The organism is Actinokineospora auranticolor (genome assembly GCF_002934265.1).
In the GTDB taxonomy this organism is placed as follows: Bacteria; Actinomycetota; Actinomycetes; order Mycobacteriales; family Pseudonocardiaceae; genus Actinokineospora; species Actinokineospora auranticolor.
The window spans coordinates 1-12985 of record NZ_PTIX01000001.1; the positions used below are offsets into that span (position 1 = coordinate 1).

Here is a 12985-nt window from a genome sequence, read left to right on the forward strand (position 1 = left end):
CGCCCGGTCCCATCCCGAACCCGGAAGCTAAGCCCACCAGCGCCGATGGTACTGCACTCGTGAGGGTGTGGGAGAGTAGGACGCCGCCGGACTCATTTTCGCGATAGCCCCCTCACTTCGGTGAGGGGGCTATCGCCATTTCCAGGCCTTCCGACGCGGAAAGGCACATCACCGGCTCCGCGAATTGAGGCGCGCGGCCTGCCGGGTCAGGTGGTCGCGCTCCGCCAGGTTCGGCGCCTTCGCCGCCGCCTCCGCGTACAACCGGGCCGCCGCGTCCAGATCACCGTCCCGCTCGCGCAGGTGCGCCGCCACCGCCGCGTACCGGGGGAGCGAGTCGTCCAACGCCGCCAGCGCGGCCAGACCCGCCCGGGCCCCGTCCGCCTCCCCGACGGCCACCGCGCGGTTGAGCCGCACCACCGGGTTGTCCGTGAACCGGATCAGCTCGTCGTACCACTCCACGATCTGCACCCAGTCGGTTTCCGCCGCGACGAGCGCGTCCGCGTGCAGCGCCGCGATCGCCGCCTGCGCCTGGAACTCGCCCAACCGGTCGCGCGCCAACGCCGCCTGGAGGACCGCCACCCCCTCGGCGACCGCCCGGGTGTCCCACCGGCCGCGGTCCTGCGCGGCCAGCGGGACCAGGCTGCCGTCCGCCGCGGTCCGCGACGCCCGCCGGGCGTGGTGCAGCAGCATCAGCGCCAGCAGCCCCGCCACCTCCGGGTGGTCGACGGCGGCGGCGAGCTGCCGGGTGAGCCGGATGGCCTCGGCGGCCAGGTCGACGTCACCGGAGTAGCCCTCGTTGAACACCAGGTACAGCACCCGCAGCACGGTCGCCACGTCACCGGGCCGGTCGAACCGGACGCCGGAGACGGTGCGCTTGGCGCGGCTGATCCGCTGCGCCATCGTCGCCTCCGGCACCAGGTACGCCTGGGCGATCTGGCGGGTGGTCAGGCCACCCACCGCGCGGAGGGTGAGCGCGACGGCGGACGACGGCGTCAGCGACGGGTGCGCGCACAGGAAGTACAGCTGGAGCGTGTCGTCCACGTCGGTGGCGTCCCCGGCCGCGGGCTCGTCCTCGACCAGGTCCTCCCGCCTGCGGCGCGCGGCGTCCGCCCGGGTGGCGTCGACGAACCGGTGCCACGCCGCCGTGACCAGCCACCCCTTGGGGTCGCGCGGCGGATCGGCGGGCCAGGTCTCCAGTGCCTTGATCACCGCCTCCTGCACGGCGTCCTCGGCCGCCGCGAAACCCGCTCCGCGACGGACGAGGACGCCGATCACCGCGGGCACCAGCTCCCGCAGCACCTCCACGCGCACGGCTACTCGGTCACCGTCGGCGCCTCGCCGTACAGCGGGCGCAGCTCCAGCCACTCGTGGATCGGCCGACCACCCGCCCCCGGCGCGGCGGAGAGCTCGCCCGCCAGCTCGACGGCGCGCTCGTAGCTGTCCACGTCGATGATCATCCAACCCGCGATGAGGTCCTTGGTCTCGGCGAACGGGCCGTCGGTGATCGGCGGGCGGCCCTCCCCGTCGTAGCGGACGAACGTGCCCTCGGGGGCCAGCGCCCGGCCGTCGACGAACTCGCCGCTGCCCTCCAGCCGGTCGGCGAAGTCGTTCATGTACTTGATGTGCGCGGTGACCTCCTCGGGCGTCCACTGGTCCATGGGGACGTCGTTGACCGCCGCAGGGGCGCCGCGGTAGTGCTTGAGCAGCAGGTACTTGGCCATCTGACGAACTCCTCGCTCCGGTGCGACCCCATTCTGGCCGCTCGCACCCCGGGGACGGAGCCGGGTGGGCGGTTCTCGACACGGCCGCCCGAACTTTTCGAGAAAAACTCGTCCTGCCTGTTCAGAGGGCACAAAGAAGCGAGCGCCGCGGGAGGCGACGCTCGCTATGGGTTGGGGGGAACCGTTCCGCTAGCCGATAGGCAGCTCTGCTCGAACATCGTCACCATGGTGGGTCAGTGTCGCTCCGCAGGTACGTAACGCGCCCAGCGCCGCGGCGTTGCCGGTACTGGTGTCCGCCACGATCGTGCGGACCCCGGCCGCCGCGGCCTCGGCCAGCAGCGCGCGCAGCGCCGCCGTGCCGATGCCCTTGCCCCGGGCCGACCGGCCCAGCCACATGCCCGTCTCCGCCTCGTCCGGGGAGATCCGGGCCATCCGGATCATCCCGGTGAGGCTGCCCTCCGCCTCGACCGCGTACATCACGGTCCCGTTCGCACCGTGGAAGTGCGAGCGGTGGAACTCCCGGAAGGCGTTCTCCGTCGCCGGGGTCCAGGTGTCGGGCGTCCACTCGGCCCGCGCGGGCGGCATCACGTCCGCCGGTCTGGCCTCGTGCACGGCGACCGTGAGCAGCCGCTCGGTCGTCGCCTCGTCCAGCGGCAGCAACCGCACCACCGGGTCCGACGGCTTGTCGGCGCGGACCACGTCGTGCATCCGCTCCAGGAAGCGGCGGGCCACGGCCAGTTCCGCGCCGTCGAACTCGCGCATGGCCGAGACCATGTCGCGGGTGATCCCGCCGAAGAACGCCCAGCCGAGGCGGACCGCCTCGTCCTGGACGGTGAGCAGCACCCGTCTGCGGTCCCGGTTGTCCCTGGTCCGCCGGACGTAGCCCGCGCGGACCAGCCGGTCCACCAGTGCGGTGACCGAGGCCGAGTTGAGCGCGAGCTTGCCGCTGAGCCAGCCCGGGGTCGCCGGGATCTCCTCGCGGCGGGCGTCGAGCAGGTGCACCAGCGCCCGCAAATCCGTGGGGTGCAGCCCGTTGGCCGCGGCGAACTCCGAGCCCATCAGGTCGAGTCTGCCGGTGATCCGGCGCAGCAGGTGTACCAGTTCCAGTCCCGCGTCCCCGTCGTCCACGTCCACGTGGCACCTCCGCGTGCGCACTGTCGTGTGTGGACAGTGCGGATGATAAGTCCGAATAGGAATGCCCGTGCCGCCCGCCGCCGAAGGACGACGGCGGGCGGTCTGGCGGGCCACACGCGGCTGTAACGGGCTGAGCGGCTGCCCGGGGTTGACCCGAGCAGCCGCCCACATCCGGCCCGTCCCAGCCGGAGACTAGCCGCGCAGCGCGGAGATCAGCTCGCCGTTGCTGGTGTCACCGGACAGCTCCCAGAAGAAGGTGCCGCCGAGACCCTGCGAGTTGGCCCAGTTGCGCTTGCCCGCGATGGTCGCCGGGGTGTCGTAGCCCCACCAGTTGCCACCGCAGAACGCGTACGCGGTGCCACCGATGGTGCCGGTGGAGGGGCAGCGGGTCTTGAGGACCTTGTAGTCCTCGAAACCGGCCTCGTAGGTGCCCGGGGCGGCACCGGTCGCCGTGCCACCGGGGGTGGCCTGGGTGACGCCGGTCCAGCCGCGGCCGTAGAAGCCGACGCCCAGCAGGATCTTGCTCGTCGGGACGCCCTTCGACTTCAGCTTGGCGACAGCGCCCTCGGTGGTCCACTTGTCCTTCGGGATACCGGGGTACGAGGTCAGCGGCGAGTGCGGGTTGGTCGGGCCCTTGGTGTCCCACGCGCCGAAGAAGTCGTAGGTCATGGGCATGATCCAGTCCAGGGACTGGGCCGCGCCCGCGTAGTCGGCCAGGTCGAGCTTGCCGCCGTCCTCACCGTCGGCCGAGATGGCCGCGGAGATCAGGTTGCCCGCGCCGAACTTGGCGCGCAGCGCCGAGGTGACCGCCTTGAGCGAGTCCGGACCGCTGGTGTCGCAGGTCAGACCGCAGGCGTTCGGGTACTCCCAGTCGATGTCGATGCCGTCGAACACATCGGCCCAACGGGGGTCCTCGACCAGCTTGTAGCAGGAGTCGGCGAACGCGGCCGGGTTCTTCGCCGCCTGGCCGAAGCCGCCGGACCAGGTCCAGCCACCGAAGGACCAGAGGACCTTCAGGTTCGGGTACTTCTTCTTCAGCTTGCGCAGCTGGTTGAAGTTGCCCCGCAGCGGCTGGTCCCAGTTGTCGGCCACGCCGTCGACGCTGTCGGCGGCGGTGTAGGCCTTGTCGTAGTCGGCGTAGGAGTCACCGATGGTGCACTGGCCGTTCTGGACGTTGCCGAACGCGTAGTTGATGTGCGTCAGCTTCGCCGCGGAACCGCTGGTGTCGACGTTCTTCACGTGGAAGTTGCGACCGTAGACGCCCCACTGGATGAAGTAACCGACGAGCTTCGACCCGGGCGGGGGCGGAGTGGTCGGACCAGTGGTGGTCGTGGTGGTCGTCGTCGTGCTGGTGGGCGTGGTGGTGGTGCTGGTCGGCTTCGTGGTCGAAGTCGAAGTCGTCGTGGTGGTCGTCGTGCTGGTGGGCGGGGTGCCGCCCTCACACGCCGCGCCGTTGAGCTTGCAGCCCGTCGGCGAGCCCGACCCGGAACCGTTGAAGCCGAAGGACGCCGAGGCGCCCGCGGCGATGTTGCCGTTCCAGGACAGGTTCACGAACTTGTAGTGGTCGCCCGTCTTGGTCATCTGGGCTTCCCACGCCGACGGGATGCTGGTTCCCGAGGGCAGGTCGAACTCGACGGTCCAGCCGGAGAGCGTGGTCGAACCACCGTTCTTGACGGTGACCTGACCGGTCCAGCCGGAGCCCCAGTCCTGGGTCTTCTTGAACTCGGCCGTGGGGGACGCCGCACCACTGGCGGGTGCGGCCACGACGCCGATCGTGACAGCGGTCGCGGCGACCGCCGCCGCGACCAGATGCCATCTGAACCTGGACAATTGTTCACCTCGAAGGGGAGCAGGGATAACACTGTCTACCGTGGTCCAGACCAATTGTTTGGGACAAGGTCTAGACCACAGGTGTCACTCTAACGGAGTAGCCGAACAAGTCCACACCGCGATTCGTGGTGCGGTGTTGCCAGTTCGGCGGCCGCCGATCCGCGGGACGCCCCAGGCGCGTCGATCCGTGCCGCCGCCCCGGGACCGGGGTGGGAAACGCGGATCCGCGCGCGTGGTGGCCGGATCGGTGTAGACCAATATCGCGACCGGGTCGCGGTCGACCGCGCCCGGGGTGGCGGGGTGTGAGTCGGTGCCGCCGGTTCGTCGACCCGGGTGGTCCCGCCGGTCGGGTCGACCGTCGCCGCGCGGGGTGGCGCAGCGACGCGAGCGCTCAACTCATGTCCCGTCCTTTCCCGTGCATTGCGTGTCACGCAACAGAAGTCTCACTGGCGGCAACCGCAAGGATGGTAGAATCTGCCCATCCCGGGCACAAGATAACCCCGGTTCGGCGAAACGCGCGATAGCGCGCCACGGACGGTTATCTCGCCCGCCACGCCACCGGGTGCTCCGGTGGCCGGGTCGCGCGGCGTCGGAGATCGTTGTGGGCGACCAGGGGCCGCCCGTCCACCCTTGTGGTCTGAACAACTACTGGTCTATACCTATGGTGCCGACCATCGGAGGATTGTGTGTCCAGTTGCCCCGCGTCCCGCCTGCCCGCCGTGCCGAGGAGTCGCGCATGACCAGGGTGATCCCGGCCCCCGTGTCGGTCGAACCCGATCGCGGCGCCGACTTCGAGCTCACCGCTGAGGCGGTCATCCGGGTCGGTGGCGGCGCCGAGGAGGTCGGCGAGTACCTCGCGGGCGTCCTGCGGCCGTCGACCGGGTACGCGCTACCCGTGGTGCGCGGTGGCGGGGCAGCGGGCATCTCCCTGGAACTCGGGGACGTCGGCGCCGAACTCGGCGCCGAGGGCTACCGGCTGGACGTCGGCACCGCGGGCGTCGACCTGCGGGCCAACACGGCGGCGGGGCTGTTCGCGGGCGTGCAGACGCTGCGCCAGCTGTTGCCCGCGGAGGTCGAGAGCGCCACCGCGCAGCCCGGGCCGTGGCCGGTCGAGGGCGGGCGCGTCGTGGACTACCCGCGGTTCGCCTACCGCGGCGCGATGCTCGACGTCACCCGGCACTTCTTCACGCCGGAGCAGGTCAAGCGCTACATCGACCAGATCGCGCTGTACAAGGTCAACCACCTGCACCTGCACCTCACCGACGACCAGGGCTGGCGGATCGAGATCGAGCGCTGGCCCCGGCTGACCACCCACGGCGGCACCGAGGTCGGCGACGGCCCGGGCGGCTCCTACACCAAGGCGCAGTACCGCGACCTGGTCTCCTACGCGGCGTCGCGGCACATCACGGTCGTGCCGGAGATCGACCTGCCGGGGCACACCAACGCGGCGCTCGCGGCCTACCCGGAGCTGAACCCCGACGGCGTGGCGCGCGAGCCGTACACGGGCATCGAGGTGGGCTTCAGCTGCCTCGACATCGACAGCGACGTCACGTACCGGTTCGTCGAGGACGTCCTCACCGAGGTGGCGGAGCTGACCCCCGGCCCGTACCTGCACCTCGGCGGCGACGAGGCGCTGCAGACCCCGGACGCGGACTTCATCAGGTTCTTCGACCGCGTGCTGCCCATCGCCCAGGCGACCGGCAAGCAGGTCGTGGCCTGGCACGAGTTCCTCAAGGTCGAGTCCGCGACGTCCGTGGTGGGCCAGTACTGGGGCAACCCCGCCGCGCCGGACAACACCGCGGACGCCCTGGTCCGGTCCGCCCTGGACCGCGTCGACAAGATCATCATGTCGCCCGCGAACAAGTCGTACCTCGACATGAAGTACGACGAGGACTCGCCGCTGGGCCTGAAGTGGGCGGGCTACGTCGAGGTCGACGCCGCGTACGACTGGGACCCGGCCGACTTCGTCGACGGCCTGCCGGAGGCCAAGGTGCTCGGGGTCGAGGCGCCGCTGTGGTCGGAGACGCTGGAGAACAGCGACCACATCGAGTACATGGCCTTCCCCCGACTGCCCGCGATCGCCGAGATCGGCTGGTCGCCGCGGTCCACCCACGACTGGGAGTCGTTCCGGGCGCGGCTGGCCGAGCAGGCGCCGCGCTGGGCGCACCGGGGGATCGGGTTCTACCGCTCGCCCAAGGTCGACTGGCCGTGACCTGAGCGCCGGACCGCGGTGTCGCCGCGGTCCGGCGGCGAGCGCGGCGGCACAGTGGTGAATTCCCGTTTCGCCCGGCCGCGGGTTCACCGCGCACCACAGCCCGCTCGGCGGGCCATCCCGCGAACGACAAGAGCCGGGCACCCCTGCGGGTGCCCGGCTCTTCGCCTTCGTCTCCCGGTCGCCCACCACGAGCGTGGTGGGCGACCGGGAGACGAGCGGGTGGCGGCGTCGAGCCTGGTGACGTCGCCACCCGCTCGTCAGCCCTTCACGGCGCCCGCGGTGGTCCCGGCGACCAGCTTGCGCTGGACGAGCAGGAAGAAGATCAGCGCGGGGACCGCGTAGATCATCGAGGCGGCCATGGTGGCGCCCCAGTCGGTGCCGAACGCGGTGCGGAACGACGACAGCCAGACCGGGAGGGTCTGCTTGTCCTTCTCGCGCAGGAACACCAGTGCGTAGAGGAACTCGTTCCACGCGGTGATGAAGCTGAACACCGAGGTGGCCACCAGGCCGGGGCCCAGCAGCGGCAGCGTGACCCGGCGGAACACGCCCCAGCGGCCGCAGCCGTCGACCATCGCGGCTTCTTCCAGGTCGATCGGGATGCCCTTGACGAAGCCGCGCAGCGTCCACGCGGTGAACGGCAGCGTGAAGGCGACGTAGATCAGGCCGAGGCCGAGCAGCGAGTTGAGCAGGTCGGCGTCACGCATGATCAGGTACAGCGGGATGAACAGCGCCTCCGCCGGTGCCAACTGCGCGACCAGCACCAGCAGCAGGAAGCCCTTGCGGCCGCGGAAGCGCATCCGCGCGAGCGGCACCGCGGCCAGCAGACCGGCGGCCAGGGTGAACGCGACCGCGCCGAGGGTGACGATCAGGCTGTTGGTGAGGAAGGTCGTGAAGTTGGGGATGCTGATCGCGTTGCTGAAGTTCTTCAGCGTCGCCGACAACGGGATCAGGTCGTAGGCGGGCGAGAGCACCTGGGCGGGCGTCTTCAGCGACGTGGTGAACATCCAGTAGACCGGGAACAGGAAGAACCCGGCCACCAGCAGCCCGAAGACGGTGAGCCCCACGCGCTGCGCGGGTGACTTGAACAGCATGGCGCTACAGCTCCGTTTCGGGTGAGCGGATCAGCAGTCGCATGTACCGCCAGGTGACCGCGACGAGGACGATCAGCATCAGCACCGCGACCGCGGCACCCGAACCGAAGTGGCTGCCCGCGATGCCCCGGAGGTAGCCCAGCACCGGCAGGGTCGTGCTGCCGCCGTCGGGACCGCCCTGGCGGATGGCCCAGACCTGGGTGAAGACCCGGAAGTCCCACAGCACCGACAGGAAGGTGACCAGCGCCAGCATCGGGCGCACCGAGGGCCAGGAGACCGCGCGGAAGGCCTGCCAGCCGGACGCGCCGTCGATCGCGGCGGCCTCGTACAGGTCGCGCGGGGTGCTGATCAGACCCGCGTAGAGGGTGAAGGCGATGAACGGGACCGCCTGCCACACCACCAGCAGACCGATCACGGCCAGCGTGCTCGCGCCGCTGGCGAACCAGGAGTGCCCCTTGAAGGAGTCGAAGCCCAGCAGCACCAGGGTCTTGTTGAGGATCCCGTACTCCTGGTCGAACATCCACTGGAAGACCGTGGTGGCCGCGATGATCGGGGTACCCCAGGCCAGCACCAGGCACAGCTGCAGCACGATGCGCACCCAGCCGCTCAGGTGCCGCATCAGCACCGCGATGCCCAGGCCCAGCAGCAGCGTGGCGGCGACGACGGTGGCGGTGAACACCACCGTGCGGAGCGTGATCTCCCAGAACTCGGGGTCCGAGAGGATCTTGGTGTAGTTGTCGAAGCCGACCCAGGTCACCTTGCCGCGCACCAGCTCGCCGAGGTCGAGCTTGCGGAAGCTGATGAACAGCACCTGGACGGCGGGCCAGGCCAGCAGCCCCAGCATGATGACCACGCCGGGCAGCAGCATCAGGTAGGGCACGGCCGTTTCGGACAATGGGCGACGGGCCCGGCGCCGGGCACCGGGCCGCGCGGCCGGCGGGGTTGCCCCCGCCGACCGCGCGGTGTCCACGGATGAGGTCATCGTGTCCCGATCTAGCCCGAGAACGCGGTGTTCAGCGCCTTGTTGGCGTCAGCCGTGGCCGCGTCCAGGGTCTTGGCACCGGTGAGGTACGCGGTCAGCATGTCCTTGAGGGGGTTCTGACCGGCCTCGATGGTGGCCCAGCCCGGGGTGGCCGGGACGGCCTTGCCGTTGGTCGACGCCTTCGCCATCGCGGCGTTCACCGGGTCGGACTGCAGCGCGGAGACGTCCTTGGAGGTGCCCGGGATCATGCCCGCCTTGGCGAAGTCCGCCTGGTACTTGTCGCTGGTGATCAGCTTCAGGTAGTCCTTGGCCAGGTCCTTGTTCTTGGCCTTGGCCGGGATCGCCAGGTTGGAGCCACCCTGGAAGACCGGCGCGGTCTGGCCCGCGGTCTTCGACGGGATCGGGAAGCCCGAGGTCTTGTCCTTGATGGTCGGGTCGGACTTGGCCGCGGTCGCGACCTCCCACGGCAGACCGATCATCATCGCGACCTTGCCGCCGCCGTAGATGCCCGCCTGCTCGGGGGTCTGCTCGTCGGCGTCCTTCGGGGCCTTGGTGCCCGAGGCCTCAAGCAGCTGCTTGTAGAACTCGATACCGGCCTTGGCCTCGGGGGAGTCCAGCGTGGCGGTGAACTTGGTGCCGTCCTTCTTGGCGATGTCGCCACCCTCGTCGTAGATGAACGAGAGCAGGGCGTACCAGTTCTGGCCCGGCAGGTACAGCGGCTGGAAGTCCGGGTCGCTGCCGTACTTGGCCTTCAGCTTGGTGATGGCCTCGAGCCACTCGGCGCGCGAGGTGGGCGGGGTGGTGATGCCCGCCGCCTCGAACATGTCCTTGCGGTAGAGCACCTCGCGGTTGGCGGCGTAGAACGGGATGCCGTACTGCTTGCCGTCCCAGTTGCCGGAGTCCTTGAGGCTGGTCAGCCAGTTGGCGCCGTTGAAGTCGTTGACGCTGGCGGTCAGGTCCTCCAGCACGTCCTCGCTGGCGAACTTCGGCGCCTGGGTGTTGCCGACCTCGATGATGTCCGGGGCGTCGTTACCGGACAGCGCGGTGGTCAGCTTGTCCTGGATGCCGTTCCACTGCTGCTCTTCGAACTTGACGGTGACGTCCTTGTGGGAGTCCTGGAACTCCTTGTGCAGGGCCTCGACCAGCGTCTTGGGCGCCGAGCCGTTCATCAGCCACACGGTCAGCGTGCGGGGGCCCGCGGGCGGGGCGGCGGAGGTCGTGTTGGTGCCCGCGTCGCCACCCGACCCGGCGCAGCCCGAGACCGCGAGGGCGATCGCGACCCCCCCGACCATTGCCTTCGACCAACTTCTCACAGTGATGCATTCCTTCCGGACGCTGCTCCGCCCGACGTGGGTGGAGCGAAGGACTTGAGTGGTTTAGACCATTGCGATTAGAGTGGTCCGTACTTCTCGGGCTTGTCAAGATAAATGCTTAAACGTGACATCAGATGTCCGTCTCGACGCGGGTCGCCGACGCATGGGCGAGCAAGGAACAACATGGGTGAGAACCTGCCCGGCGATGCCGTGGAAAACGGTAAGAAATCGCCTCGAACGCCGAAGCACTGGGAACTCAAGGAGCGGCTCGCGGAGCTGCTGCGGGTGGTGTCCCCCGGTGGGTCGCTGCCCGGTGAGCGGGCACTGGCCAGCGAGTTCGGCGTGTCCCGCACGACCGTGCGCAAGGCCCTCGCGGAGCTGACCGCGGAGGGCAGGCTGACGCGGGTGCACGGCAGCGGCACGTTCGCGGGGGAGGGCAAGCTGACCCAGCGGTTGCAGCTGTCCTCCTACACCGAGGACATGCGCTCGCACGGCCGCAGACCGACGTCTTCCCTGCTCGACGCCCGGATAGGGGCCGCGGACCCGGAGCTGGCGGCGCTGCTGGGCATCCGCTCCGGCGACGACGTGCTGCGCCTGCGCAGGCTCCGGCGGGCCGACGGGGAGCCGATGGCGATCGAGACCTCGCGGCTGCCGCTGCCCCGGTTCCCCGGCCTGGACCGGTACGTGGGCGACAGCTCGCTCTACGGCGTCCTCTACGAGCACTACGGCGTGGAGCTGGGGCACGCCGAGGAGACGATCGAGACCGCGCTGGCCACCCCGGCGGAGGCGGCGCTGCTCGGAAACGAGGCTGGCGCGCTCATGCTCCTGCTCTCGCGGCATTCCTTCGACACCGAGGGCAGACCCGTGGAATGGGTCCGCTCGGTTTACCGGGGCGACCGTTACAAGTTCGTTGCGACCCTCGTGTCGCCGCAATCGCTGGACACGTGAGCAGGATTTCCGGCCCGGCGGCTCTGTCGGGCCGGAATGTTTTCGACTAGCGCCCCGCGCGCCAGTCGGACTTGTTGTCGGACCGGTTCTGCCTCGCTTCCTCGGTGGGGACCAACCGGTGTTCACCGGCCCGGGATCGCGCGGCCCGGCACGCCGGGTCTGCGCTGCCATGGCCGGGGACCCGCCGGTGGGCGGTACTCGACCCCCAGCGCGTCGAGCCTGGGCAGGTGGTGGTCGGCCACCCGCGCCAGGAACTCCGCCTGGACCCGCTCGTCGGTCTCCGCCCGTGGACTCCAGACCACCTCGGCGAAGGCGGCGAGCCGGGGGAAGGCAGCGTAATCGACCCGGCGCGGATTGTCGAAGTGCTCCGACCACAGGTTGGCCTGCGCGCCGAGCACCCGGTGGTGGGCGCTCGCGGGCAGGTCGGGCGGGATCGGCTCGTAGGCCCGGACGTCGGCGAGGGTGCGCACGTACCCGACGGGCACCGGCTCGTCCGGGTGGTCGGACTGCCGGTGGTCGAGGTAGACCTTCGTCTCCGGGCACATGACGACATCGTGCCCCGCGAGCGCCGCCCGCACACCTGCGGCCTCACCCCGCCAGGAGGCGACGGCCGCGCCGTCGGGCAGCTCGCCCGCGTCCAGGATCTCGTCCCAACCGAGCACCCGGCGGCCGTGCCCGGCGAGGTGTTCGGCCAGCTCACGGAGGAACCAGCCGTGCAGCTCGGCCACCGAGTCCAGGCCGAGTTCGTCGGCGCGCTGCTTCACCGCGACCGACTCGTGCCACTGGTCGGCGTGCACCTCGTCGCCGCCGAGGCACACGAACGGGGCGTCGAAGACGTCCACGACGTGGTCGAGCACGGTCCGGTAGAAGTCCAGTGTGGATTCCGCCGGGTCGAGCACGCACCTGCTCTCGCCCCAGGCGTGCCAGACCGCCACCGGCTCCTTGGTGACCCCGAGCTCGGGGTAGGCGGCGATGGCGGCCTGGCTGTGCCCGGGGACGTCGACCTCGGGCACCACCGTGATCTGCCGGGCGCGCGCGTACGCGACGATCTCCCGCAGGTCGGCGGTGGTGTAGTAGCCGCCGTGCGGGCGGTTGTCGTGGGTCTCGTCGCCGTCCACCTGGCGGCCGACCCACGAGCCGTGCCGCCAGGCGCCCACCTCGGTGAGCTTCGGGAAGGCGGGGACCTCGAGCCGCCAGCCCTGGTCGTCGGTGAGGTGGAAGTGCAGCACGTTGAGCTTGTGCGCGGCCATCAGGTCGAGGAAGCGCAGCACCCCGGCCTTGGGGATGAAGTGCCGGGCCACGTCCAGCAGCACGCCGCGCCAGCCGAACCTGGGGTGGTCCTCGACCTCCCCGCAGGGGAGCGTCCACGCGCCGACGTGGATGTCGGCGGCGCGGAACGCGTCTGGTCCCAGCAGCTGGCGCAGCGTCTGCGTGGCGTGGAAGGCGCCAGCGGCGTCGTGCGCGACGGCGGTGACACCGTTCTCCGCTATGGAAAGCCGGTATCCCCCCGGAGCGGGCACGGCGACCGGGTCCAGTGCCACGGTGGCGGGGTCGAGCACCGCCGCGACCGAGGCCACCGCGTACCGGCCCGGCGCGGGGCGGGCGGCGACGGGCCTGGGGAGCAGGGTCTCGAAGCCGGTCATCCCGCAGGAATCCCTTCCACCTTTGGTTGCGCCATGTGCAACCACTGTTTCACTGCCCGCAATGCCGCAGATCGTAGATCGGCGACCGAACCGGCACAAGTTCCCCCG

10 protein-coding genes and 1 rRNA gene are annotated in these 12985 nt (G+C 70.4%); 3 read left to right on the forward strand and 8 right to left on the reverse strand.

Annotation, left to right across the window (positions count from 1 at the left end; translation table 11 throughout):
* Positions 1 to 92 (forward strand): 5S ribosomal RNA (gene rrf, locus CLV40_RS00005); the annotation flags it as partial.
* Positions 93 to 168: 76 nt separating this feature from the next.
* On the opposite strand, the gene CLV40_RS00010 is transcribed toward rrf, so the two are convergent.
* From CLV40_RS00010 to CLV40_RS00025, 4 genes are all read right to left on the reverse strand, one after another.
* Positions 169 to 1311 carry an RNA polymerase sigma factor gene (locus tag CLV40_RS00010; protein WP_104475654.1) on the reverse strand — a complete coding sequence of 381 codons (1143 nt, stop codon included), beginning with the start codon at positions 1309 to 1311 and terminating at the stop codon, positions 169 to 171.
* A 2-nt stretch (positions 1312 to 1313) separates the two neighbouring features.
* Positions 1314 to 1721, reverse strand: a complete 408-nt coding sequence (locus CLV40_RS00015; RefSeq protein ID WP_104475656.1) for a YciI family protein — start codon at positions 1719 to 1721, stop codon at positions 1314 to 1316.
* A 189-nt stretch (positions 1722 to 1910) separates the two neighbouring features.
* Complete coding sequence (locus tag CLV40_RS00020) at positions 1911 to 2855, reverse strand: GNAT family N-acetyltransferase (RefSeq protein ID WP_219823863.1); 945 nt, start codon at positions 2853 to 2855, stop codon at positions 1911 to 1913.
* Between the two features lie 192 nt (positions 2856 to 3047).
* Positions 3048 to 4685 (reverse strand): glycosyl hydrolase family 18 protein, encoded by a 1638-nt coding sequence (locus CLV40_RS00025; RefSeq protein WP_104475658.1) that lies wholly within the window; start codon positions 4683 to 4685, stop codon positions 3048 to 3050.
* 661 nt (positions 4686 to 5346) lie between these two features.
* Between CLV40_RS00025 and CLV40_RS00030 the strand changes: the two genes are divergently transcribed.
* Positions 5347 to 6897 (forward strand): beta-N-acetylhexosaminidase, encoded by a 1551-nt coding sequence (locus CLV40_RS00030; protein WP_104475660.1) that lies wholly within the window; start codon positions 5347 to 5349, stop codon positions 6895 to 6897.
* A 260-nt stretch (positions 6898 to 7157) separates the two neighbouring features.
* On the opposite strand, the gene CLV40_RS00035 is transcribed toward CLV40_RS00030, so the two are convergent.
* Genes CLV40_RS00035 through CLV40_RS00045 form a run of 3 tightly spaced genes read right to left on the reverse strand, consistent with a single transcriptional unit; the run spans position 7158 to position 10265 of the window.
* Complete coding sequence (locus CLV40_RS00035; RefSeq protein ID WP_374066496.1) at positions 7158 to 7988, reverse strand: carbohydrate ABC transporter permease; 831 nt, start codon at positions 7986 to 7988, stop codon at positions 7158 to 7160.
* A 7-nt stretch (positions 7989 to 7995) separates the two neighbouring features.
* Positions 7996 to 8973 (reverse strand): carbohydrate ABC transporter permease, encoded by a 978-nt coding sequence (locus CLV40_RS00040; RefSeq protein WP_104475664.1) that lies wholly within the window; start codon positions 8971 to 8973, stop codon positions 7996 to 7998.
* 11 nt (positions 8974 to 8984) lie between these two features.
* Positions 8985 to 10265: a sugar ABC transporter substrate-binding protein gene (locus CLV40_RS00045; protein ID WP_104475666.1), complete on the reverse strand. Its 1281-nt coding sequence runs from the start codon at positions 10263 to 10265 to the stop codon at positions 8985 to 8987.
* Between the two features lie 204 nt (positions 10266 to 10469).
* Between CLV40_RS00045 and CLV40_RS00050 the strand changes: the two genes are divergently transcribed.
* Positions 10470 to 11234 carry a GntR family transcriptional regulator gene (locus CLV40_RS00050; RefSeq protein ID WP_104475668.1) on the forward strand — a complete coding sequence of 255 codons (765 nt, stop codon included), beginning with the start codon at positions 10470 to 10472 and terminating at the stop codon, positions 11232 to 11234.
* 122 nt (positions 11235 to 11356) lie between these two features.
* Here the strand turns inward: CLV40_RS00050 and CLV40_RS00055 are convergent, their stop codons facing one another.
* Complete coding sequence (locus tag CLV40_RS00055) at positions 11357 to 12877, reverse strand: beta-N-acetylhexosaminidase (RefSeq protein ID WP_104475670.1); 1521 nt, start codon at positions 12875 to 12877, stop codon at positions 11357 to 11359.
* Positions 12878 to 12985 lie beyond the last annotated feature (108 nt).